Annotated in this window: 20 protein-coding genes; 7 read left to right on the top strand and 13 right to left on the bottom strand. The window is 73.8% G+C overall.

What is annotated here, in order from left to right; translation table 11 throughout:
* Nucleotide 1 precedes the first annotated feature (1 nt).
* The 10 genes from ACFVQG_RS22065 to ACFVQG_RS22020 all read right to left on the bottom strand — a co-directional run bounded on the left by ACFVQG_RS22065 (nucleotide 2) and on the right by ACFVQG_RS22020 (nucleotide 12,203).
* On the bottom strand, nucleotides 2-1,087 hold the full coding sequence (locus ACFVQG_RS22065) for a zinc-binding dehydrogenase (protein ID WP_383385910.1): 1,086 nt from the start codon (nucleotides 1,085-1,087) through the stop codon (nucleotides 2-4).
* Between the two features lie 53 nt (nucleotides 1,088-1,140).
* Nucleotides 1,141-2,529: an aldehyde dehydrogenase family protein gene (locus tag ACFVQG_RS22060; protein ID WP_383385907.1), complete on the bottom strand. Its 1,389-nt coding sequence runs from the start codon at nucleotides 2,527-2,529 to the stop codon at nucleotides 1,141-1,143.
* Nucleotides 2,530-2,642: 113 nt separating this feature from the next.
* Nucleotides 2,643-3,974: an ABC transporter ATP-binding protein gene (locus tag ACFVQG_RS22055; protein WP_383385904.1), complete on the bottom strand. Its 1,332-nt coding sequence runs from the start codon at nucleotides 3,972-3,974 to the stop codon at nucleotides 2,643-2,645.
* A gap of 158 nt (nucleotides 3,975-4,132) precedes the next feature.
* Nucleotides 4,133-5,056, bottom strand: a complete 924-nt coding sequence (locus ACFVQG_RS22050) for a class F sortase (RefSeq protein ID WP_383385901.1) — start codon at nucleotides 5,054-5,056, stop codon at nucleotides 4,133-4,135.
* On the bottom strand, nucleotides 5,043-5,645 hold the full coding sequence (locus tag ACFVQG_RS22045; RefSeq protein WP_383385898.1) for a hypothetical protein: 603 nt from the start codon (nucleotides 5,643-5,645) through the stop codon (nucleotides 5,043-5,045). Before ACFVQG_RS22045 ends, ACFVQG_RS22050 begins: the two co-directional genes overlap by 14 nt.
* Before the next feature lie 99 nt (nucleotides 5,646-5,744).
* Nucleotides 5,745-6,986, bottom strand: coding sequence for an MFS transporter (locus ACFVQG_RS22040; protein WP_383385895.1), 1,242 nt, complete (start codon nucleotides 6,984-6,986; stop codon nucleotides 5,745-5,747).
* A 36-nt stretch (nucleotides 6,987-7,022) separates the two neighbouring features.
* Nucleotides 7,023-8,399 (bottom strand): CitMHS family transporter, encoded by a 1,377-nt coding sequence (locus tag ACFVQG_RS22035; protein ID WP_383385893.1) that lies wholly within the window; start codon nucleotides 8,397-8,399, stop codon nucleotides 7,023-7,025.
* Nucleotides 8,400-8,521: 122 nt separating this feature from the next.
* Nucleotides 8,522-10,792 (bottom strand): molybdopterin oxidoreductase family protein, encoded by a 2,271-nt coding sequence (locus ACFVQG_RS22030; RefSeq protein ID WP_383385890.1) that lies wholly within the window; start codon nucleotides 10,790-10,792, stop codon nucleotides 8,522-8,524.
* A 110-nt stretch (nucleotides 10,793-10,902) separates the two neighbouring features.
* A complete protein-coding gene (locus tag ACFVQG_RS22025) occupies nucleotides 10,903-11,481 on the bottom strand; it encodes a TetR family transcriptional regulator (RefSeq protein WP_383385887.1) in 579 nt (192 codons plus the stop codon).
* A gap of 110 nt (nucleotides 11,482-11,591) precedes the next feature.
* The gene (locus ACFVQG_RS22020) at nucleotides 11,592-12,203 is read right to left on the bottom strand and encodes a hypothetical protein (protein WP_383385884.1); all 612 of its coding nucleotides are present in this window, start codon (nucleotides 12,201-12,203) and stop codon (nucleotides 11,592-11,594) included.
* Nucleotides 12,204-12,359: 156 nt separating this feature from the next.
* Here ACFVQG_RS22020 and hmgA point away from each other — a divergent pair, with 156 nt between their 5' ends.
* The 4 genes from hmgA to ACFVQG_RS22000 all read left to right on the top strand — a co-directional run bounded on the left by hmgA (nucleotide 12,360) and on the right by ACFVQG_RS22000 (nucleotide 17,008).
* On the top strand, nucleotides 12,360-13,685 hold the full coding sequence (hmgA, locus tag ACFVQG_RS22015) for a homogentisate 1,2-dioxygenase (protein WP_383385881.1): 1,326 nt from the start codon (nucleotides 12,360-12,362) through the stop codon (nucleotides 13,683-13,685).
* 151 nt (nucleotides 13,686-13,836) lie between these two features.
* Nucleotides 13,837-14,586, top strand: coding sequence for a GntR family transcriptional regulator (locus ACFVQG_RS22010; protein ID WP_383385877.1), 750 nt, complete (start codon nucleotides 13,837-13,839; stop codon nucleotides 14,584-14,586).
* A 26-nt stretch (nucleotides 14,587-14,612) separates the two neighbouring features.
* On the top strand, nucleotides 14,613-15,764 hold the full coding sequence (locus ACFVQG_RS22005; protein WP_383385874.1) for a type ISP restriction/modification enzyme: 1,152 nt from the start codon (nucleotides 14,613-14,615) through the stop codon (nucleotides 15,762-15,764).
* 47 nt (nucleotides 15,765-15,811) lie between these two features.
* Entirely contained in the window at nucleotides 15,812-17,008 is a 1,197-nt protein-coding gene (locus ACFVQG_RS22000) for a CaiB/BaiF CoA transferase family protein (RefSeq protein WP_383385872.1), read from the top strand.
* Between the two features lie 6 nt (nucleotides 17,009-17,014).
* On the opposite strand, the gene ACFVQG_RS21995 is transcribed toward ACFVQG_RS22000, so the two are convergent.
* The 3 genes from ACFVQG_RS21995 to ACFVQG_RS21985 all read right to left on the bottom strand — a co-directional run bounded on the left by ACFVQG_RS21995 (nucleotide 17,015) and on the right by ACFVQG_RS21985 (nucleotide 18,771).
* Nucleotides 17,015-17,284, bottom strand: a complete 270-nt coding sequence (locus ACFVQG_RS21995) for a hypothetical protein (protein WP_383385869.1) — start codon at nucleotides 17,282-17,284, stop codon at nucleotides 17,015-17,017.
* Between the two features lie 126 nt (nucleotides 17,285-17,410).
* Nucleotides 17,411-18,232 (bottom strand): anti-sigma factor domain-containing protein, encoded by an 822-nt coding sequence (locus ACFVQG_RS21990; protein ID WP_383385866.1) that lies wholly within the window; start codon nucleotides 18,230-18,232, stop codon nucleotides 17,411-17,413.
* Complete coding sequence (locus ACFVQG_RS21985; RefSeq protein ID WP_383387032.1) at nucleotides 18,229-18,771, bottom strand: sigma-70 family RNA polymerase sigma factor; 543 nt, start codon at nucleotides 18,769-18,771, stop codon at nucleotides 18,229-18,231. The genes ACFVQG_RS21990 and ACFVQG_RS21985 overlap by 4 nt, the downstream gene beginning before the upstream one ends.
* Before the next feature lie 205 nt (nucleotides 18,772-18,976).
* Between ACFVQG_RS21985 and ACFVQG_RS21980 the strand changes: the two genes are divergently transcribed.
* The 3 genes from ACFVQG_RS21980 (at nucleotide 18,977) to ACFVQG_RS21970 (ending at nucleotide 23,461) form a co-directional block, all read left to right on the top strand.
* Entirely contained in the window at nucleotides 18,977-20,515 is a 1,539-nt protein-coding gene (locus ACFVQG_RS21980) for a DUF4331 domain-containing protein (protein ID WP_383385863.1), read from the top strand.
* Nucleotides 20,516-20,624: 109 nt separating this feature from the next.
* Nucleotides 20,625-21,965, top strand: a complete 1,341-nt coding sequence (locus ACFVQG_RS21975; protein WP_383385860.1) for a tetratricopeptide repeat protein — start codon at nucleotides 20,625-20,627, stop codon at nucleotides 21,963-21,965.
* Nucleotides 21,962-23,461 carry a nickel transporter gene (locus ACFVQG_RS21970; RefSeq protein WP_383385856.1) on the top strand — a complete coding sequence of 500 codons (1,500 nt, stop codon included), beginning with the start codon at nucleotides 21,962-21,964 and terminating at the stop codon, nucleotides 23,459-23,461. The genes ACFVQG_RS21975 and ACFVQG_RS21970 overlap by 4 nt, the downstream gene beginning before the upstream one ends.
* Nucleotides 23,462-23,473 lie beyond the last annotated feature (12 nt).

Here is a 23,473-nt window from a genome sequence, read left to right as displayed (position 1 = left end):
GTCAGAACAGCACCAACGCCCGCCCGCCCTTCCCCGCCACCATGTTCTCGAACGCCGCCGGAATCCCGTCCAACGCGATCCGCTCGGTGACCAGCGCGCTCAGGTCGAACCGCCCACCGCGAATGTGCTCCCCGATGACCGGCAGGTCCCGGGCCGGGTCGGAGTCGCCGTAGACGCATCCCGTCAGGGTCCGCCCCCAGTGGAAGATCTCCAGCGCGTTGAAGGTGACCTGCTGGTCCTTGCCGCCGATACCGACGACGACCGCCCGCCCGCCCCGCCGGGTGGACTCCCACGCCGCCCGGATGGTGACCGCGCGCCCCACGCACTCCACGGCGACGTCGACACCCTGCTTGCCGGTGAGCGCGCGGATCTGACGGGGCGTGGTGTCGGAGGCGACGACGTAGTCGGTCGCGCCCGCGGCGCGGGCCAGTTCCTCCTTCTCGGGGGAGACGTCGACGGCGATGATCTTCGACGCCTGGGCGATCCGCGCGGCCTGGAGGGCGGCAAGCCCGACGCCGCCGACCCCGAACACGGCGACCGTCTCCCCGGGCCGCACCTTCGCGGAGTTGTGGACGGCGCCGTAGCCGGTGAGGACCGCGCAGCCGAGCAGGGCCGCGTCGGTCAGCGGGACCCCGGCCGGGACGGGCAGCGCGCACCTGAGGGGGACCACCGTCTCCTCGGCGAACGCGGCGACGTTCAGGCCGGGGTGCAGTGCGGCGCCGTCGGAGGCGCGGTGGGCGTGCACGTTGGCGGCGCCGCTGAGGGCGTCGGCGCACAGCCACACCTCACCGCGCACACAGGCGGGGCAACTGCCGCACGACGGCGCCCAGTTGAGGACGACGGGGTCGCCGGGGGCGTACTCGGTGACGCCCTCCCCGACCGCGGTCACCGTGCCCGCGCCCTCATGACCGAGGACGGCCGGGAGGGGCACGCTGAGGGTGCCGTTGGACAGGGACAGGTCGGAGTGGCAGACCCCGGCGGCGGCGAGCCGTACCCGTAGCTGCCCGGGGCCCGGGGCGGGCAGCTCGATCTCGGTGATCTCCAGTGGGGCTCCGACGGCGGGCACGACGGCGGCGCGGACAACCATGGTTTACGCAACTCTCCTGAGGCTGGGGGACGTGCCGAAGGGGCTTGACGTGCCTAGAACTGCAGGGACTTGGTCTGCAGGAACTCGGTGAGGCCGTGCACGCCGAGTTCGCGGCCGACCCCGGACTGCTTGTAGCCGCCGAACGGCGCGAGCGGGTTGAAGCGTCCGCCGTTGATGTCGACCTGCCCGGTGTCCATCCGCAGCGCGAAGGCCACCGCCTCGGCCTCGTCGCCCGCCCAGACGGCGCCCGCGAGGCCGTACACCGTGCCGTTGGCGATGCGCAGGGCGTCGTCCTCGTCCGCGTAGCGCAGGATCGACAGGACGGGGCCGAAGATCTCCTCCTGGGCGATGGTCATGTCCGGTGTGACGTCGGCGAAGACGGTCGGGCTGACGTAGTAGCCCCGCTCGCGCGGTGCCTCGGGGCCGCCCACGACCAGCCGGGCGCCCTCGGCGACGCCCTTCTCGATGTAGCCGCGCACCCGCTCCCGCTGCTTGGCGTTGACGACGGGGCCGATCCGGTCGCCGTACTTGGCGGCGGCCTGCGCGGCCAGTTCCACCGCCTCGTCGTACTGGTCGCGGTGGACCAGCATCCGGGTCCAGGCGCTGCACGTCTGGCCGGAGTTGGACATGACGTTGGCGACGCCGACGTTGACCGCCTTGGCGAGGTCGGCGCTGGGCAGGATGACGTTGGCGGACTTGCCGCCCAGCTCCAGGGCGACCCGCTTCAGGGCGCCGGAGGCGAGGGCGCCGATGCGGCGGCCGACGGCGGTGGAGCCGGTGAAGGAGACCAGGTCGGTGTCCGGGTGCTCGGCGAGCGCCTGGCCCGCGACCGGGCCGAGGCCGGTGACGAGGTTGAAGACCCCGGCCGGGAAGCCCGCCTCGTGCACGGCCTCCGCGAACAGCTGGGCGACGAGCGGGGTGTCCTCGGCGGGCTTGAGGACGACCGTGCAGCCCGCCGCCAGCGCCGGGGCGACCTTGGCGACGATCTGGTGGAGCGGGTAGTTCCAGGGAGTGATCGCGGCGACCACGCCGACCGGCTCCTGGCGGACGGTGGAGTTGCCGACCTTCTCCTCGAAGGAGTACGTCGCCGCCAGTTCGGCGTAGGAGCCCGCGACGGCGATCGGGGCGCCCGCGTGGACGTTCTGCGAGAACTTCAGCGGCGCGCCGAGTTCCGCGGTCACCGTCTCGGCGATCTCGTCCTTGCGGGCGACGAGCACGTCCCGCAAGGCGGCCAGGCGGGCGGCGCGCTCGGCGGGCGGGGCGGCGGCCCAGCCGGGGAAGGCGGCGCGGGCGGCGCGTACGGCGGTGTCGACGTCCAGGGCGGTGCCCGCGGGGACCTGGCCGATCACCTGCTCGTCGGCCGGGTTCACGACGTCGATGGTGTCCCGTCCCTCGGCGGGGCGCCAGGCGCCGTCGATGTACATGCCGTCATGTGCCTTCATCGTCTTCCCTCCGGGCGGGCCTCGTCGTCCGGACCCCAAACTAGCGCCGTTAGTTTTCTGGCACCAGGGGCATCCGCCATGGCACGCCTCACCCTGCCCGAGAGGCTCGGGTCTCACTCCTCCAGGCCGGGCAGCCGGGTCGGAGCGGGGCAGATGCGCTGGCCCTGCTGGTCGAAGACGAACAGATGGGCGAGGTCGACGAGGAGCGGCACCTGCATGCCGTAGCGCAGCCCGATGTCTGGGGTGGTGCGGACGATGAGGTCGCCGGGCAGCCGGGGCTCGGCCGGGGCGGGGCCGGGTTCCGCGCGCTCCAGCACCCCCACGGGCGCGCCGCGCAGGGCGCCCGCCCGCTCCCGCAGCCGCTCCAGCACCGTGCCGTTCTCCCGGCGGCGGCGCCGGGCCGGGCGGGCGGCGGGGCGCGGGGCCTCCAGTTCGGGCACGACGGCGGGGCGCGAGCCGGTGTTGAAGTGGACCAGCACCTCGTGGCCCTGGAACTCCAGGTGCTCCACCAGACCGTGCAGCGGCACCTCCCCGGGCCGGGCGGAGGCGGGCTTGGCGATGCGCACGGCCTCCGAACGCAGGCCGACGATCACCTCCCGGCCCTGCTGCACCCGCAGCAGCTGGTGGTCGAGGGAGAGCGGTTCGGGCAGCCGCAGGTACTGCTTGCCCAGGCTGATCGTCATCGCGCCGCCCAGCGGGGCGCGGACGAGGCCGCGCAGCAGATTGATGCGCGGGGTGCCGATGAAGGCGGCGACGAAGACGTTGCTGGGCAGCGCGTAGACCTCGCGCGGGGTGCCCACCTGCTGGAGCACGCCGCCGCGCAGCACGGCGACCCGGTCGCCGAGGGACATCGCCTCGGACTGGTCGTGGGTGACGTACACCGTGGTGACGCCCAGTTCCCGGGTGAGCCGGAAGATCTCGGCGCGCAGATGGTTGCGGAGCTTGGCGTCCAGGTTGGACAGCGGCTCGTCCATCAGGAACGCGGACGGGCGCCGGGCGATGGCCCGGCCCATCGCGACCCGCTGGCGTTCGCCGCCGGAGAGCTGGGCCGGGAGCCGGTCGAGCAGGTCCTCGATGCCCAGCATCCGGGCGGTGGCGTCGATCTGCGGCCGGTGGTCGGCGCCCGGGGACTCTATGCGCAGCGGGAAGCCGATGTTGTCGCGACTGGACATGTTCGGGTAGAGGGCGAAGTTCTGGAACACCATCGCCATGTCCCGGCCGGACGGCGGCAGTTCGTTGGCCCACGCGCCGTCGAGGTGCAGCTCGCCCTCGTCGATCTCCTCCAGCCCGGCGATCATTCTGAGCACGGTGGACTTGCCGCAGCCCGAGGGCCCGAGCAGGACGAGGAACTCGCCGGGCGAGATGTCCAACGACAGCCGGTCCACCACGCGGACGCCTCGCGTGTAGGCCTTGCTCACATCGTGCAGGGAGATGGCGCGTGTCATGAGGGTGCCCCCGGGGGCTCACTGGTGCGCTGGTGCGGGTGAGTCACGGAAGTTAACGGAATGTGTGCGGCCGTGGGAAGACACCTGCCGGGATCGGTCGCCGCCGTCCGGTTAGTGAGAGACGTCCGTCCGTTTGGCGAGAAAGTGGACGGCCAGATTCAGCGCCTCGGGCCGGGGCGCTTCCCGGGCTCGCGGACGTCGGTCAGGTGCGCGAAGACGACCACGTTGCCGCTGTATCCGGTCCTCGGCCGGTAGCTGCCGCCGCAGGTGATCAGCCGTAGCTCGGGACGGCCCCGGGCGCCGTACACCTCGTCGTTCGGAAAGTCCTCCTTCTCGTACGACCGCACCGTGTCGACGCTGTACACGGCCGTCCGCCCGTCCGCGCGCCGCACCTCGACCCGGTTGCCCCGCTTCAGCTCGTCGAGCCCGGCGAAGACGGCCGGGCCGGACATGGTGTCCAGGTGCCCGACGACGACCGCCGTGCCCCGCTCCCCCGGCGACACCCCGCCCTCGTACCACCCCACCAGCTCCGGCTTCTCCTCCGGCGGCGCGGTGAGCCGCCCCTCCTGGTCCAGCCGCAGGCCCATCACCGGGGCGTCGACGCCGATGTAGGGGACGAGGAGGCGGGCGGGGCGGGAGCGGGACAGTGGGCGGAGGGGGGTGGGCGTGGGGGACGGTCGAGCGGACGGTCGCGTGGCGGAGGGGCGGGCGGGTCTGCTGGGACCGGCGGGCCTGGTGGGGAGTGCCGGGCTCGGCGAGCGGGCCGGACTCGCCGGGGCAGTGGGCCGCGCGGGGAACGGCGCCGCGGGGCTCGCGGTCCCCCGCGGCGTGCGTTCCGGCACGGGGGACCGCGTCCGGCCCACGGGACCCTCACCCCGTACGCCGTCAGGCGTCCCCCGGGCCTCCGCCGCCGTGTCCGCGCGGGGTCCGGCGGCCGGGGCGGGGGCGCCGGAGGGGTCCTCGTCGGCCTGGTTCCACCAGACGGCGCCCACCACCAGCGAGACGGTCAGTGCGCACGTCCTCGCCAGGCGGTAGGCGCGCGTCCGGCGCCAGGGCCTCGGGCGCCCGCTAGTGGGAGCCATGCGGACGGCGGCGGAGCCGGAACCAGACCACTCCGCTCACCGCGGCCAGGCCCACCGCGGCGGCTCCGGCGACCGGCGCGTAGGCGGCGTCGCGGGCGAGTCCGCCGCCCCCGGCCGGTGGCCCGCCGTTGGGTCCCGGGGTGCTCGGCATCGGCTTGGGCGAGGCGCAGTCGACCTGGAACACCTTGAACTTCCCCGCGCCATGGCCGAGGTCGGTCCGCCAGGTGAGCTTGTACATCCCGTTGGGCAGTCCGAGCGGCACGCTCTGGGCCGTGCCGTCGGGCTCGACCGTGATGTCACCCTCCAGTTCCGGCTCCGGGTCGGGCCGGGGCTGCTTGTCGATCTCCCAGTGGACCGCCTCGCCCGCGTCGAAGTTGAACGCGGCGAGGTAGAAGTCGCAGACCTTGGGCTCGTTGCGCTGGTCGGCGAAGGGCGTCCCCATCTTGTGGATCTTGACGTCCCCGTTGTCACCGGGTGGCTGGGCGACGGCGGCGGGCGCACCGAGCGCGGTGGTGCCCGCGATTGTGAGGGCCGCGAGGACGGTGGTGCGGGCGCCCGTACGGCGGCCGGGACGGGGCAGGGTGGGCATGCGCTGTTCCTCCGAGTCGTGCGATTGTCATACGAATCGCTTGACCCGACTCTCTGTCACATCCGCACCCGTCTGCGGGGAGCAACGCCTCACACGCCGTCAGATTCCACTCTTTCGCCGCAGACGAGAGCGCGGGGGACGAGTCGCCGTGTCCGTCACGGGCTCCCCGGACGGCCTCCCGGGCGACCGCAGCGCGACCCCCGAGGACAGCAACAGCAACCCGCCCAGCATCACGAAAGGCGCGGCCACCCCCGCCACCCCGGCGACCAGTCCGGCCGCGGCCGGGGCGGCGACCTGCCCGAGCCGGTTGCCGGTCAGCCGCAGCGCGAGGGCGGTGGAGCGGGCCTCGGCGGGGGCGGCCCGCACGACCGTCGTCATGGACAGCGGCTGCCCCACCCCGAGGCAGAAGCCCAGCGCGGCCAGCATCAGCCCCAGCGCCCACAGCGGCACCTCCAGCGCGACGCCCGCGCACAGCACGGCGCCCAGCAGACAGCTCAGGGTGAGCAGCAGGGTGCGGCCGAGCAGCCGCAGCAGGGGCGTGAGCACCAGACGACAGGCGATGGTGGCCGCCGCCCGCAGGCTGAGCAGCACCCCGATCACCGAGGGGGCGATACCCCGGTGCTCGCCCACCACCGGCAGGTAGGCGGTGAGGATGTCGGTCGCGGAGAGCACGGAGAGGCTGATGAGCATGCCCGCGGGCACGCCCCGGGCGCGCAGGATGCGGTGGACGGGGACGCGGTCGCCGCCGGGGGTACGGGACCTGGACGTCGTACCGGCGTGCTCGACGCGCCACAGCGAGGTGACGGCGACGGCGCAGCCCGCACCCGCCACCAGCAGGGCGAGGGCGCTGCCGCGCGCCATGTCGTGGCCGCCGATGAGGGCCCCGGCGGCGATCGGGCCGACCAGTTGGCCGAGGGAGGCGCCGATGGTGAAGTGGCCGAAGTTGCGGTCCTGTTCGTGCGGGGCGGACTGGCGGGCGACCAGGGACTGCGCGCCGATGACGAAGGAGAGGTGGCCGAGACCCATCACCCCGCTCCACAGGGCCATCGTCCACAGGGAGTCCGCCAGTCCGCTCAGCGCGCAGGCGCCGGATATCAGGACCACCCCGGCGGGCAGCAGGGGCGCGCAGCGGCCGTGGTCGGTGCGGCGGCCGAGCGGTACGGCGGCGAACAGCGGCAGCAGCGCGTACACGCCCGCGATGACGCCGACCGCCCGCTCGTCGGCGCCGAGCGCGAGGGCCCGGTAGGAGACGGCGGGCCGGGCCATCGACACCGCCCCCTGCGCGAAGCTGAAGGCGATGACGAGGCGGAGCAGCCAGCCGCGGTTCCCACCGGGCCTCACGATGACGTCCTCCCTGAAGTCGGATGGCGTGGCAGGTCAGATGATGCCGAAGAGCATGCCCGCGCCGAGGATGACCAGGCAGGTGAGCGCCGCCCACTTCACCACGAACCGGGTGTGGTCGCCGAACTCGACCTTGGCCATGCCGACCAGCACGTAGACGGCGGGCACCAGCGGGCTGGACATGTGCAGCGGCTGGCCGACGAGGGAGGCGCGGGCCATCTCCAGCGGCGAGACGCCGTGCGCGGCACCGGCCTCGGCGAGCACCGGCAGGACGCCGAAGTAGAAGCCGTCGTTGGACATGAAGTAGGTCAGCGGCAGGCTCAGCAGGCCGGTGACCAGGGCCATGTGCGGGCCCATGCCCTCGGGGATGACGTCCACCATCCACTTGGCCATGGAGTCGACCATGCCGGTGCCCTGGAGGACGCCGGTGAAGACGGCGGCGGCGAAGACCATGCCGGAGACGTTGAGGACGTTGTCGGCGTGGGCGGCGAGCCGGGCCTTCTGGTCGGCGGGCTTGGGGAAGTTGACGGTGAGCGCGAGCGCGGCGCCGAGCAGGAACAGCACCGGGATCGGCAGCCACTCCATGATCATGGCGGTCAGCAGCGCGAGGGTGAGCAGCGCGTTGAACCAGTACAGCCCCGGCCGCAGGGTGGGCCGCGCGGGGTCGAGGACCTGGAAGGCGGCGTCGTCGTCCGCGTCGGCCGTACCGCCGCCGCTCACCGTGGTGCGGCCACCGGTGCCGCCCGCGCCCACCAGCACGGTCTCCTTCTCCTCCACCAGCACCTCGTCCAGCGAGAGCGTGCCCAGCCGCCTGCGCTCGCGCACGCCGAGCACGTACGACAGCGCGATCACGAACACCAGGCCGACCGCGAGCGCCGGGATCATCGGTACGAAGATGTCGCTGGCGTCCAGCTTGAGCGCGGTGGCGGCGCGGGCGGTGGGGCCGCCCCAGGGGAGGGTGTTCATCACGCCGTTGGCCATGGCGGCGACGCCGGTGAGGATGACCAGGCTCATCTTCAGCCGCTTGTAGAGCGGGTACAGGGCCGAGACGGTGATCATGAAGGTGGTGGAGCCGTCGCCGTCCAGGGAGACGATCGCGGCGAGCAGGGCGGTACCGACCACGATCCGCATCGGGTCGGCCTTGCAGAACCTGAGGATGCCGCGCACGATCGGGTCGAAGAGGCCGACGTCGATCATCAGGCCGAAGTAGACGATCGCGAACATGAGCATCGCGGCGGTCGGCGCGAGGCTGGTGACGCCGTCGATGACGTAGTCCCCCAGGTGGGCGCCCTTGCCTACGAACACGCAGAACAGCGCGGGGATCAGCACGAGCGCCGCGATGGGGGACATCTTCTTCATCATGATCAGGACAAGGAATGTCGCGATCATGGCGAAGCCGAGGATGGTCAGCATGAGTGGATACCTAACGTTCGCCCTTGAACTCCCACCAGGGCCGGCGGTGCGAAGGACGTTAGGACCCGCTCCACGGCGTTAACAAGACGTTGACACGCGAGCAATAAGCGCAAAACTCCAGGTCAGGACGGTACGACGACCTCGACGGGCACTCCGTTGAGCACCGCGTTGCCGGACAGCGGGTCGAGCAGGCTGCCGTCGAGGAGCTGGTTGACGTTGGCCCCGGGGTCGGCGGCGGCATGGCTGAGCCGGGTGCCGGGGCGGTCGTGGCCCCAGCCGTGCGGCAGGCTGACCACGCCCTGCCGGATGTCGGCGGTGACCTCGACGGGAGCGGTCACCTCTCCCCCGGCGCCCTTGATCCGTACGGGCTGCCCGTCGCGCACCCCCAGGCGGTCGGCGTCCTCGGGGTGCAGGTGCAGGGTGCAGCGGTTGGAGCCGCCGGTGAGGGCCGGGACGTTGTGCATCCAGCTGTTGTTGGAGCGCAGGTGACGGCGGCCGACGAGGACGAGCCCGGCGGGCCGCTCGGCCATCGCCCGCGCGAGGCGCGGCAGATCGCCCGCGATCGGCTCGGGCAGCAGCTCCACCTTGCCGCTGCGGGTCCGCAACGGCTGCGGCAGCCGGGCGGCGAGCGGTCCGAGGTCGATGCCGTGCGGGTGCGCGAGCAGCCGCTCCAGGCTCAGCCCGTCGGGCCGTACGCCGAAGCCGTCGCCGTAGGGGCCGAGGCGCAGCATCAGGTCCAGCCGCCGCTCGGGGCCGTTGTCGCCGGTGAGCTGGGCGGCGAGGGCGCGCGGGTCGCGCCCGTACACCGGTGAGTGCGGTTCCTTGACGGCCTTGCCGAGGGTCTGGTCGACGACCAGGGCGTCCACGGCGGCCGGATCGGTGCCGCGCTTCCCCAAGCTCTCGGCTTCGCTCGAGCGCGGGAGACCCCAATCGGTGACGGCGAGGATCAGGCGGGCGTGGATCTCCGTCTCCGCCATCCGGCCGGGCTCCAGGGGCACGGCCGGGCGGGTGTAGCGGACCTGGTTGCGGACGGCGAGGGTGTTGAAGGCGAAGTCGTGGTGGGCGCTCTGGGCGGGCGGGGGCGGCGGGAGCACGACGTCGGCGTGGCGGGAGGTCTCGTTGAGGTAGGGGTCGACGCTGACCATGAAGTCGAGCGCGCCGAGTGCCTTGTCGAGGCGGTCGCCGTCGGGGGTGGACAGCACCGGGTTCGCGGCGATGGAGATGACCGCGCGGATCGGTTCGCCCTCGTCGGTGGCGGTGTCGATCTCCTCCGCCAGGGCGGCGATGGGCAGTTCGCTCTTGGCCTCGGGGTGCCCGCTGACCCGTGAGCGCCAGCGGCCGAGCGCGAAGCCGCGGCCGGGCCCGGCGGGGCGCGGCGTCCTGTCCGTGGCGGCCTGCGGGAAGAGGGCGCCGCCGGGCCGGTCGAGGTTGCCGGTGAGGATGTTGAGGACGTCGACGAGCCAGCTGGCGAGGGTGCCGTGCGGGACCGTGCAGCTGCCGATGCGGGCGTACACGGCGGCGGTGCGGGCGGCGGCCAGCTCGCGGGCCAGGGCGTGGATCAGCGGCGCCTCGACGTCGCAGGCCGCGGCGACCGCCTCCGGGGTGAACTCCCGCAGGGCGGCGCGGAGTTCATCGACGCCCTGGACGTGCGGCGCGAGGTCGCCGAGGTCGGCCAGGTCCTCGTCGAACAGGACGTACGCCATCGCCGCGAGCAGGAGCGCGTCGGTGCCCGGGCGGACGGCCACGTGCCGGTCGGCGAGCCTGGCGGTGCGGGTGCGGCGCGGGTCGACGACGGTGAGGGTGCCGCCGCGGGCCTTCAGCGCCTTCAGCTTGCCGGGGAAGTCCGCGGCGGTGCACAGACTGCCGTTGGACTCCAGCGGGTTGGCGCCGATGAGCAGCAGGTGGTCGGTGTGGTCGAGGTCGGGCACGGGGATCGCGTTGGCGTCGCCGTAGAGCAGGCCGCTGGAGACGTGCTTGGGCATCTGGTCGACGGTGGAGGCGCTGAAGACGCTGCGGGTGCCGAGGGCGCCGAGCAGGACGGGCGGATAGAGGCCCCCCGCCATGGTGTGCACGTTGGGGTTGCCGAGGACGACACCGACCGCGTGCGGGCCGTACCGCTCCACGACCGGGCGGATCCCGGCGGCGACGGCGTCGAAGGCCTCCTCCCAGGTGGCCTCCCGCAGCTCCCCGTCCCGGCGGACCAGCGGCGCGCGCAGCCGGTCGGGGTCGCCGTCGACGGCTCCGAAGGAGGCACCCTTGGGGCAGATGAACCCGCGGCTGAACACGTCGTCGCGGTCGCCGCGGGCACCGGTGACGCGGGTGCCCTCGATGGTCAGGGTCAGGCCGCAGGTGGCCTCGCACAGGGGACAGATACGCAGGGCGGTGCGGGACACGGGTCCTCCTGGGGCGTGCGACGGCGGTGACGCGCGGACTGACGCCGAGCATACCGACCGGTACGCATGTCCGGGAGGGGTCGGGAGCGGGCCGTGACGGACCGGCGCCGTCAGTCCAGGACCCGCCCCAGATACGCCCGCAACAGCTCCCGCATCTCCGCGATGATCCGCTCGTCCCCCGCCGGGTCCACCCGGAACGCCAGTTGGACGAGCGTGTCGGCGGTCTCCACGGCGACCAGGAAGGTGCGGCGCAGGTCGTCGTCGGGGTCCCGGGGCAGATGGCCGGAGAGCAGGTCGGTGAGGCGGTCGGCGACGCGGTGGTTGGGTTCGCCGTGCCGGGCGCCGACCGGGATCTGGTTGCCGAAGTCGACCAGGGAGAAGCCCGGCGCGGTGCGCTTCATGGCCAGGTACTCGTCGAGCACGGCGTCCAGCGCCGCCCGCCAGTCGGCACCGCCCGGCTGGCCCTTCAGGCGCTCCGCGACCCGTTCCGTGTAGCGCTCCAGGTTGCGCCGGGCGAGCGCGTCGGCCATCTCCCGCTTGTTGCCGAAGAAGCGGTAGACGGAGCCGATCGGGACCCCGGCCCGCACGGCCACCGCGCGGGTGCTCAGGTCGTCGTAGCCGACCTCGTCGAGGAGATCGGCGCAGGCGTCGAGGATCCTGGTGAGCCGTTCGGCACTGCGGCGCTGCACGGGGGCGCGGCGGAGGGTGGCAGTGGGGGGTGTGGCGGGCGGTGCGGCGGGGGACGCGGCAGGGGGTGCGGCAGCGGGGGTGGCACCGGAGGGGGCAGGGGACACGTAGTTCATGATGCCTTTCCGCCGGGGACGGGTGAACCGGGGCCCAGGGTAAGGGCGACCGCGACCGCGTCGGCGCCGTCGCCCGGTCCGGCTCCCTGAGCGCCCTTCGTGCCCTCCTCCCCCGACGCCGTGATGTCGGCGGTGCACTCGACGGGCTTGCCGTCCACCGCCCACACGGTGCCGTCGTCGGCGTACAGGCGCGCGGTGACCTGGTGGGTGCCGCGTGGGACGAGCCGGGTGGCGAGGCGGTACTCGGGGGCGCGCAGTTCGGTGATGAACCGGCCGTCGAGGAACAGGCGGGCGAACCCGCGACCCGCCACCGCCTTCTTCGCCGCGCCGTCCGCTGAGAAGCGGAAGCCGTCGGGGATCAGCGTGACGTCCCAGCCGTCGCCGGAGCCGCCGGGCTGCACCTCGATGTCGACCTCGGGCGCATCGTCCTCGTCGACCTCGCGGTAGGCGCGCCCGGCCTCGTCCGTGTCGTCGAGCAGCCTGCCCACCGGCGAGGGCGACTCGACGGCCGCCTCCCCGTCCGCCCCGCCCGTACCGCAGCCCGCGGCCCCGACCACCACCAGGACGCCGACCGCGAACGCCGCGAGAAGTCCCCGTATCCACGACATGTCGGCGAGCGTAGAACAACGGTGCGATGCCTCGAATCCCCCTGGAGTCGGGTTCCGGTCATCCCTCCAGAGGAGGTCATCCGCCCTCTTGCGCACGAGAAAACGCAATCCTACGGTGTCCCATAGGAATCAGTGGCGCAAGGGAGCGATGCGATCATGAGTGGGGACGCGCGGAAGACCGCGGAAGGCCTGACCTACCTCTCCGGCTTCGGCAACGAACACAGCTCCGAGGCCGTCCCGGGCGCCCTCCCCGAGGGCCGCAACTCCCCCCAGCGGGCCCCTCTCGGCCTGTACGCGGAACAGCTCAGCGGTACGGCGTTCACCGAGCCCCGGGCGCACAACCGCCGCTCGTGGCTGTACCGCGTCCGCCCCTCGGCCGCGCACCCGGCGTTCACCCGCACGGACAACGGCGCGCTGGGCACGGCCCCCTTCACCGACACCGTCCCCGACCCCAACCGGCTGCGCTGGAACCCGCTCCCGGCGCCCGCCGAGGGCACCGACTTCCTCGCGGGCCTGTGGACCCTGGGCGGCAACGGCGACGCGACCCAGCGCACCGGCATGGCCGTGCACCTCTACCACGCCAACGCCTCCATGAGCCGCGTCTTCAGCGACGCCGACGGCGAGCTGCTGATCGTGCCGGAGCGCGGCGGGCTGCTGCTGCGCACCGAGTTCGGGCTGCTGCGCGCCGAGCCGGGCGAGGTGGCGCTGGTCCCGCGCGGGGTGCGGTTCCGCGTCGACCTGCTGGACGACACCGCGCGCGGGTACGTCTGCGAGAACTACGGCACCCCCTTCCGCCTCCCCGACCTCGGCCCGATCGGCGCCAACGGACTGGCCAACCCGCGCGACTTCCGCGCCCCGGTCGCCGCGTACGAGGACGTCGAGGGCGAGGTGGAGGTGGTGAACAAGTTCTGCGGCAACCTCTGGACGGCCGTCTACGACCACTCCCCGCTGGACGTCGTCGCCTGGCACGGCAACCACCTGCCGTACGTCTACGACCTGCGCCGCTTCAACGTCATCGGCACGATCTCCTACGACCACCCCGACCCGTCCGTCTTCACGGTGCTGACCTCCCCGTCCGACACCCCGGGCCTCGCGGGCATCGACTTCGTGGTCTTCGCACCGCGCTGGCTGGTGGGCGAGGACACCTTCCGGCCGCCGTACTTCCACCGGAACGTGATGAGCGAGTACATGGGCCTGATCGAGGGCGCGTACGACGCGAAGACGGCCGGGGAGGGAGGGTTCGTGCCCGGCGGCGGCTCGCTGCACAACATGATGTCGGCGCACGGCCCGGACCGGGAGACGTTCGACCGCGCGAGCGCCGCCGAGCTGAAGCCGCAGAAGATCGACGACGGACTGGCGTTCATGTTCGAGACCCGCTGGCCGGTGACGCTCACGGAGCGGGCGTCGCGCGCGGACCACCTCCAGCGGGGCTACGACGACGTGTGGCGGGGTCTCGAACGCCACTACCGCACGCCTCGTTAGCCGCTCGCCTCCGAGGCGCTCCAGCCGGTGTCGGGAGCCCGATCGTGCTCACCCCTTCGGGCCTCCGCGCGCCCGGCCCCTCGACACCGGCGCGCCTGTGCGGCTCACTGGTGTTGCACTGATCAATCCCCTGCCGGTACGGATGGGCCCCGTGACCTCCTTCGCCCCGGACTCGATCGTCCTGAACCGCAAGCTGCCGCTCTGGTACCAGGTGTCGCAGTCCCTGCGCGCCTCGATACTCGGCCGCTCCCCGCGCGACCCGCTGCGCCTGCCCACCGAGGAGCAGCTGGCCGCGCACTACGGCGTGAGCGTGCTGACCATGCGGCAGGCGCTGAAGGAGCTGGAGGACGAGGGGTTGATCACCCGGCACCGCAGGCGCGGCACCTTCATCGAGCCGGACGCCCGCCGGGGCGCCCCGGTGCGGCTGCTCGGCTCGGTGGACGCCATCGTGGCCCAGCAGTCCGGCATGACGACCGAACTGCTGGACCACGGGCCCGCCCCGGTCCCCGCCGAACTCGCCGAGTACTTCCCGGACCTCGCCGAGGTGGCGACGTACCACCGGCTGCGCGGCGACGAGAAGACCGGCGAGCCCACCAACCACGCCCGCAACCACGTCCGCCCCGAACTGGCCGAGCGCGTCGACCTCGACGACCTGGTCCGCTGGCCGATGACCAAGGTGCTGCGCGACGTGGTCGGGGCGGACATCAGCCGCATCACGGACACGGTGCAGGCCCGCCTCGCCGACCCGGAGACGGCCCAGCTCCTCCAAGTCCCCCTGCTCAGCCCGATCCTGCACTACACGGGCGTCACCTACGACACCTCCGGCCGCGCCCTGGACGTGGCCGTCATCCAGTACCGCGGCGACCGCTTCTCCTTCACGGTGACCCTGGACGCCACCTGACCCCGCTGTCGTGGTGCCGTCGTACGATGCCCACCGTGACGCCCGACGACGACGCTCCGCCGCTCGCGGACCTCATGCCGTGGTCCGTCGCACCGCCGCGCCTGGGCCGGGGCTGGCCGGTGGGTCCCGACGCGGCCAGCCTGCGGGCCCGCTGGGACGCGCTGGTGAAGGCGGACGGCCCGGAACGGGAGGCGCTGTTCGAGCCGACGCGCTCGCGGACGCTGCACTCGGCCGTCGGGCAACTGCCCGGCCAGTCCAGCGGCACCCGGAAGCTGCTGCGCGCCGACGGACCGTGCCCGGAGCCGGTACGGGTGCTGGCCGCGCCGTTCGACGAGCAGTGGCTGATCCCCGACCACCGGCTGATCGACGCGGCCCGCCCGGAGCTGTGGCGGGTCGCGGACGCACAGCAGGTGTTCCTGGTCGAGACGGCGGAGCAGGTGCTCGCGACGTCCCGGCTGCCCCTGCTGCGCCCCGGCCGGGTCCGCCCGCTGCACCGCCGCCCCGGCGGCACGGAGCCCAATCTGGCCCCGGGCCTGCTCGATCATCTCGCCGCCCGCCTGGGCCAGGCGCCCGCCCCGCTGGACGTCCTGGCGTGGACGGTCGCCGTCGCCCGCCCGGACCTCACCGTGCCGCTCACCGCGGACCCCGTGCTGTGGGCGCACGGCACCGAGCTGGGCCACCGGCTGCTGTGGCTGACGCGCCGCGACGGTGACCGCCCCAAGCTGCCCGGTGGCCGCCGCCCGTACGTCCGCGCCCCGCTGCCGTCCCGCCCGCTGGCCCTGGCGTACGACCGCGACGAGGAGGCCCTCCAGCTCGACGAGGGCCGTATCTCCCCCGTGCCGCCCGAGGCCTGGGACTTCCAGGTGGACGGCGTCCGGGTCCTGGAGCAGTGGTTCACGGCCCGCGCCCCCGGCCCCGCCGAGCCCGGCACCCTGGCGGCGATCCGCCCGGCGACCTGGCCCCAGGCCTGGACCTCGGAGCTGCTGGAGCTGATCACCGTACTGGCGCTGCTGGCGGAACTGCTGCCCCAGCGGGCGGCGCTGACCGTCAGCGCGCCCATCACCGCGGCCGAGCTGCGCACGGCGGGCGTCCTGCCGGTGCCGGAGTCCGCGCGCCGCCCCGCCTCGGTCCTGGACCACCACGAGGAGGGGCCGGAGGGCCAGTTCGCGCTGCTGTGAGGCGGCGGTCATGACAGGAACCCGGACCTCGGGTCATGATCCCCGGCATGACTACCCAGCCGCTGCCCCTGGACGGCATCACCGTCGTCGCCGTCGAACAGGCCGTCGCCGCCCCCTTCGCCACCCGGCAGCTCGCCGATCTCGGCGCCCGGGTGATCAAGGTCGAGCGGGTCGACGGCGGGGACTTCGCCCGCGGCTACGACACCGCGGCGCGCGGTCTCGCCTCGCACTTCGTGTGGTGCAACCGCGGCAAGGAGTCGATCGCCCTCGACCTGAAGGACCCGCGCGGGCTGGGGATCGTACGGCGGCTGGTGGCGGACGCGGACGTCTTCGTGCAGAACCTCGCCCACGGGGCGGCGGCCCGCCTCGGCCTCGACGCGGCGACGCTGTGCGCGGCGCATCCCCGGCTGGTCGCCGTGGACATCTCCGGGTACGGCTCGTCGGGGCCGTACGCGGACAAGCGGGCCTACGACATGCTCGTGCAGTGCGAGGCGGGCCTGGTGTCGGTGACCGGGACACCCGAGGGGCCGGTGAAGGCGGGGATCCCGGCGGCCGACATCGCGGCGGCGATGTACGCCTTCTCGGGGGTGCTCGCGGCGCTGCTGCGGCGGGGCACGACGGGCCGGGGCGGCGTGGTGGAGGTGTCGATGCTGGAGGCGCTGGTGGAGTGGATGGGGCATCCGTTGCATCACGCGATGCACGGAGGCACCGCCCCGGCGCGCACGGGGCTCGCGCACGCCGTGATCGCGCCGTACGACGCCTATGCGACGGCGGACGGCGGGCGGGTGCTGCTGTCGGTGCAGAACGACCGGGAATGGCGGCGGCTGGCCGAGCAGGTCGTCGGGCGCCCGGAGCTGGGGACGGATCCGGCGTTCGCGACGAACGCGGCGCGGGTGGCGAACCGGGAGCGCACCGACCGGCTGGTGGCGGACGCGCTGGGCGCCCTGACGGCCGACGAGGCGCAGGCCCGGCTGGAGGGCGCGGGCATCGCCTGCGCCCGGCTGCGCGACCTGTGGGAGGTGGCGGAGCACCCGCAGCTGGCGGCCCGCGAGCGGTGGCGGGAGGTGGGGACGCCGGTGGGCCCGCTGCGGGCGCCGCTGCCGCCGGTCACGCTGCCGGGCGGGGAGTCGGCACGGATGGGGGATGTGCCCGCGCTCGGGCAGCACACCGGGGCCCTGCTGCGTGCCGTGGGGATGACGGACGAGGAGATCGCAGCGCTGCGCCGGGACGGCGTGGTGGCCTGAGCGCGGTCAGCGGCCTCCGAACAGTGAACGGCGCAGTCGGCGCAGCGGTGCGAACAGCGAGACCCGCCGCACGCGCGCACCCCGGTCACTGCGCCGCTGAGCGGTGTCACGGGCGGTGATCTCCCGCATCAGCGAAGTCGCCTCGGCCGCCTCCTGCTGCGGTATGGCGGGACCCGCCAGCACCGCGAGATGGCGGTCGAGCCGCGAACTGGTCGCGCTGCTCCCGCACGTGATCGCAGGGACCCTCGCCCTGCTGCGCACTGTTATCTGTTCCATGTCACTCCCCACCCGTACGAGTCCACCCGGCCCGGGCAGGGTAACCCTATCGCCCCGCCCGGGCACCCGTGTATCGCGGTCACAGGATTCACCTTCCCCACAAGGGTGTTGACGACTCCCCGCCGATTACTCTCCGAATCCGACCGATTCCAGGGCGAGTTGGACAACCGGCTGGCTGGTGGGCTGAGGTGACCCCCCGTCCGGTTCGACGGTCACGGCGAGTGAGGTCGCGGACCGTTCCAGGCCGGAGGCGACCAGGGGCGTGTCGCCGTCGAAGAGGCCGAGGGAGCGTGGTTGCACGCCCGGGCGCATGAGCCACAGCTGATGCACTCGGCCGCCCGGCGGAGCACCGTATCCGCTCAAGGTCACCACCGCACGCCCCTCCGACGCGGAAGCGATCACTCCGATACGGCGTCCCCGGTCGTCCCGTCCGGTGTCGGCCCGCGCGTCCGGCGCGGCGAGAACGTGGGCGATCTCACGCGCCCGGTCCCGCTCGGCGCTGAGCCGGTCCTGGGTGCGGTTCGCCTGGACCGCGAAAAGCGCGGCGACGACCAGCGCCGCGGCGGCGGTGGCGGCGGCGAACGGCACGAACAGGGGGCGCGCCCGGGGCGCACGCGCGCGTGCCGGGGGCGGTTCGGTGCCCCACACATGCGGCGGCAACTGCCCGGCGGCCCGGTCCCGTCCCACCGCCGGTGCCGGTTCCTGCGGAGTGGTGCGTACGGCGGCCAGGACCCGGTCGCGCAGGGCGGGCGGCGCCGGTGCGGCCGTGGACCAGGCCAGGCGCACCGCGTCCTCGGACAGCGCCCGTACCTCGGCGGCACACCGGGGGCACCGGGCGAGGTGCTTCTCGAAGCGGACCCGTTCGGCGGGTTCCAGGGCGTCGAGCGCGTAGGGCGCGGCCAACGAGTGCGCGTCCCCGCGGCGCAGCAGCCGGTCGATCAGGCTCATGCGGCACCCCCCAGGCACTCCCGCAGACGGGTGAGTCCGTCGCGCATCCGGGTCTTGACGGTACCGAGCGGCAGGGAGAGCCGTTCGGCCACCTCGCGGTAGGTGTAGCCGTCGTAGTAGGCGAGGGTGACGGACTGGCGCTGCAGCGCCGTCAGCCGGTCCAGACAGCGGCGTACCCACTCCCGTTCGAGCCCGGCCTCCACCTCTTCGGAGACCTGGTCGAAGGCGCGGGGTTCGGAGCGCAGGGCGTCACGCTGTTCGCGCTCACCTGCGGCGCGGGCGCTGCGCACGCGGTCCACGGCCCGGCGGTGGGCGACGGTGAGGATCCAGGCGAGCGCGCTGCCCCGGCCCGGGTCGAACCGGGCGGCGGACCGCCACAGTTCCAGGAGCACCTCCTGGGCCACCTCCTCCGACTGCGCCGGGTCCCGCACCACCCGGCGCACCAGCCCGAACACCGGTCCGGACACCAGGCCGTACAGTTCCTCGAACGCCCGCTGGTCGCCCCCGGCGACCCGCCGCAGCAGTTCCTCGGCCTCCACCCGCTCCCCCTCACCCCGGCCGCACCGGCTCGGTCCCGTCACACCAGGCATTCGCACCGAACACACCTCCGGATGGGGTTACGGATCGGCGCGCGCAAAACGCGAGTCCGGCGGAGGCCAAATCAATTTCCGGCCGGACCAATCCGCCTCCCCCCGGGCTCCGAACCCCTGTGCGTCAGGCAAGTTGGCACGGAGGACGGACGGCATGACACCTAATTCCAGGAGTGGGGCGGGACGCAAGGGCCTCGCGACCCTCGTGTGCGGTGCGCTGGCCGCCGGGGGGCTCGCAGCCGCCGGCGTGACCGCGCTCGAGCCGGGGGCGGCGAACGCCTCCAGCCACCGGGAGGCACCGCTGATCTCGGGGACACCCCAGTACGACAACACGGACGTGTACGCGTTCGTCAGCCCGGACAAGCCGGACACGACGACGATCGTCGCGAACTGGACCCCCTTCGAGGAACCGGCGGGCGGACCGAACTTCTACCCGTTCGCCGAGGACGCGCAGTACGACCTGCACATCGACAACAACGGTGACGCGCAGGGCGAGCTGCTGTACCGCTTCACCTTCGACACGCACGTCAAGAACGAGAAGACGTTCCTCTACAACACCGGTCCGGTCGAGAGTCTGGACGATCCCGACCTCAACATCACCCAGACCTACGACCTCGAACTGCTCAAGCTGAAGGAGCAGCGGCTGGTGTCCCGGACGAAGATCGCCGACGACGTGGCGGTGGCGCCGTCCAACGTCGGCAAGGCGTCCATGCCGGACTACGCCACGCTGCGCAAGCAGGCGGTGCACGAGATCGGGGGCGGCGTCACGGCCTTCGCGGGGCAGGCCGACGACCCGTTCTTCCTGGACCTGCGCGTCTTCGACCTGCTGTACGGCGGGAACCTCAGCGAGGTCGGCAACGACACCCTCAAGGGCTACAACGTCAACTCGATCGCCCTCCAGATACCGACCCACATGATCGCCGAGTCGGCCGAGCAGCCGATCGTCGGGATCTGGTCGACCACCCAGCGCAAGAACGCGCAGGGTCACTTCACGCAGGTGTCGCGGCTGGGCAACCCGCTGGTGAACGAGGTCGTCAACCCGCTGAAGGACAAGGACACCTTCAACGCGGACGCGCCGTGGAACGACGGCCAGTTCCTCAAGAACGTCACCCACCCGGAGCTGCCGAAGCTCATCGAGGCGATCTACAAGATCCCGGCGCCCGCGGAGCCCCGTAACGACCTCGTCGACGTCTTCCTCAAGGGCGTCGAGGGCCTCAACCAGCCGCCCCACGTCCGCCCGTCGGAGCAACTGCGCCTGAACACCTCCGTCAAGCCGACCGCCAAGCCCAAGCGGCTCGGTGTGCTCGACGGCGACAACGCGGGCTTCCCGAACGGCCGTCGGCTGACCGACGACGTGCTCGACGCGGCGCTCCAGGTCGTCGAGGGCGAGCTGCTCGGCCAGAAGAACGACCTGGGCGACGCGGTCGACAAGAACGACAAGAAGTTCGAGAAGGCCTTCCCCTACGTCGCCCTGCCGACCGAGGGCTCCCGCGGGCCGCTCGCCAAGGGCACCTCCGGCGGCAACGACGTCCGCAACGAACTCGGCGACGCGCTGAGCCCGGTCGCGAGGTCCGGGGGTTCCTCCGAGGACACCACCCTGGTCGCCGCCTCCGCGGGCGCGGGCGCGCTGGGTGTGCTGCTCATCGGCACCGGGCTGCTGTGGTGGCGCCGGATGCGTAGGCACTCCGCTTGAAGCCGGGCGGTGCCGTCGAGCCAGTGCGGCGCCGTCGTGGCTGGTCGCGCAGTTCCCCGCGCCCCTTCGGGGGCGCGGGTCATCTTTCGACGAAGCGAGGAGAGAGGGCATGCCCGCGGAGGCAGGGTTGAGAGAGCGGGTCGGGTGGCTGGCGGGGTGTGGGGTGCTGCTGGCGGTGGCGTTGACCGCCGGGTCGCTCGCTGTCGGCAATCTCGAGGACGACGTGCGGGGTGCCAGTCCGGCCGCCCTGCCGGGGGCGCTGGCGGCGCAGCTTGCCACCGGTGACGATCTGGACGCGAGCGTCGCCGCGCTGCAGGCGCGGTTGAAGGCGCAGCCCAAGGACTTCACCGGCTGGGCCACCCTCGGTCTGGCCTACGTCGAGCAGGCCAGGACGGACGGCGACCCCGCCCGCTACCCGCGGGCGCGGCGGGCCCTCGACCGGTCCCTGGAGTTGCGGCCGGACAACGACCAGGCGCTGGCCGGGCACGCCGCCCTCGCCGCGGCCCGGCACGACTTCCCGGGCGCGCTGCGGTACGCCGACCGGGCGCTGGCGCAAAACCCGTACAGCGAACGCGCGCTGGCCACGCGTATCGACGCCCTGGTGGAACTCGGCCGCTACGACGACGCGGCGAAGGCCGCCGACACCGCCGACGACCGGCGCCCCGGCATCCCGGTCTTCACGCGGTACGCGTACGTGCGGGAACTGCGCGGTGACGTGGGCACCGCCCGGCGGGTCCTGGAGCAGGCGCTCGGCTCGGCGAGGTCACCGGGGGACATCGCGTACGTGGCGACCGCCCTCGGCCAGCTCGCCTTCGGCCAGGGCGACCACGACACGGCCCTCACCCACTACGCCCGTGCCCTGGCCGCCGACGACGCCTATCTGCCCGCGCTGGAGGGGCGGGCGCGGGCCCAGGCCGCGAGCGGCGACCGGGCGGCGGCCGTGAAGGGGCTCGAGCGGGTCGTCGCGCGGGCGCCCCTGCCCGGGCCGCTGGTCGCGCTGGGCGAGTTGTACGAGGCGGGCGGCGACCGGGCGCGGGCGCGTGAGCAGTACGCGCTCGTCGAGGCCTGGACGGCGCTCGCGCGGGCGGGCGGTGTCAACGCCGACCTGGACACCGCGCTCGCCGCCGCCGACCACGGCGACCCCAAGGCCGCCCTGCGCGCCGCCCGCGCCGAGTGGGAACGCCGCCGCACCGTGCACACCGCGGACGCCCTCGGCTGGGCCCTGCACCGCGACGGACGGCACGAGGAGGCCCTGCGGTACGCCCGCCGGGCCACGGCGACCGGCTACCGCAACGCCACCTTCCTCTACCACCGCGGCATGATCGAACGCGCCGCCGGTCAGCGGGAGCGGGCCCGCGCCTCCCTCACGGCGGCCCTGGAGCTGAACCCCGGCTTCTCCCCGCTGGGCGCCCGCGAGGCCCGTGAGGCGCTGAAGGAGGCCGCCCGATGAGCCCCCGTCGCGCCTGCGCCACCGCCACCGCCCTGCTCACCGCGCTCGTCGCGCTCCTCCTGGTGCCCGCCCCCGCCGCGAGCGCCCACCCCCTGGGCAACTTCACCGTCAACCGCTACGACGGCCTGGTGGCCGCCCCCGGCGCCCTGCGCGTCCGGCACGTCGAGGACCTCGCCGAGATACCCGCGACCCAGGCCGCACCGGACGTCGAGCGACTGGGTCTCGCCGAGTGGGCGCGGCGGCGGTGTGCGACGGCCGCGCGGGACAGCTCCGTCTCCGTCGGCGGGCGGACGGTCCCGCTCACCGTGACCGCCAGCCACGCGCGCGTGCGGCCCGGTCAGGCGGGGCTCGACACCCTGCGGGTGCGGTGCGCGCTGCGCGCCCCGCTCCCCGAGGGCGACACCGTGACCGACGTCGGCTTCCGCGCCGCGGGCGACCGCTCCGGGCCCGGCTGGCGCGAGATCACGGCGCGGGGGGACCGTATGACGCTCACGGCGTCGGACGTGCCGACGCGGTCGGTGTCCCGTGAACTGTCCGCCTACCCGGCGGAGTTGCTGTCCTCCCCCGCCGACACCGCCACCGCGTCCCTGCGGGTGCGCCCCGGCGGCCCGCCCCTCGCCGAGCAGCCGGACGCGGGGGACGCCCCCGCCGCCTCCGTCCTCCCGCGCGGTGCCGACCGCTGGACCCGCGCCCTGGACTCCCTGGTCGCCCGCCAGGACCTCACCGTCGGCTTCGCCGCCCTCGCCCTGGTCGTCGCGACCGGCCTCGGCGCGATGCACGCGCTCGCCCCGGGCCACGGCAAGACCCTGATGGCGGCGACCGCGGCGGCCCACGGCGGGCGGGCCCGGCCGCGGCACGTCCTGCCGCTGGCCGCGTCGGTGACGGTCACCCACACCCTGGGCGTGGTCGCCCTCGGCCTCCTGGTCACGGCGGGCTCCGCCGCGGCCCCCTCGGTGCTCGCCTGGCTGGGCATCGCGAGCGGCACCCTGGTGACCGTCGCGGGCGCCGCCCTCGTACGCCGGGCCCTGCGCAACCGACACGACCCGCACCCGCACCCGCACCCGCACGAGCACGAACACGAGCACGAGCACGAGCACGAACACGGCCACACCCACACCCACGGCGGCCACACCCACACCCACCCCACCACCCCCACCCTCCGCGGCACGCTCCTCCTCGGCTTCGCGGGCGGGCTCGTGCCCAGCCCGTCGGCCGTGGTGGTGCTCGTCGGCGCGGCGGCGCTCGGGCACGCCTGGTTCGGGCTGCTGCTGGTCGTGGCGTACGGCGCCGGTCTCGCCCTCACCCTCACCGCGGCCGGGTTCGCGGTGGTCAAGGTCGGCGGGGGCGTGACCCGCGCACTGAACCGGCGCCCGCGCTGGACCGCCGGTCCGGTCGCCGCCCTGGTACGCCGGGCGGCGCCGCTCGGTTCCGCGTTCGTCGTCGTCGCCCTGGGGGCTGGATTGGTGCTCAGGGGGGCGGCATCCGCACTCGGCTGAGCTACTTTGTGA

This window comes from Streptomyces sp. NPDC057877 (assembly GCF_042796855.1).
Taxonomy (GTDB): Bacteria; Actinomycetota; Actinomycetes; order Streptomycetales; family Streptomycetaceae; genus Streptomyces.
The sequence above is the reverse complement of the archived record's forward strand: the minus strand, read 5'-3'. Positions and strand labels throughout refer to the sequence as shown.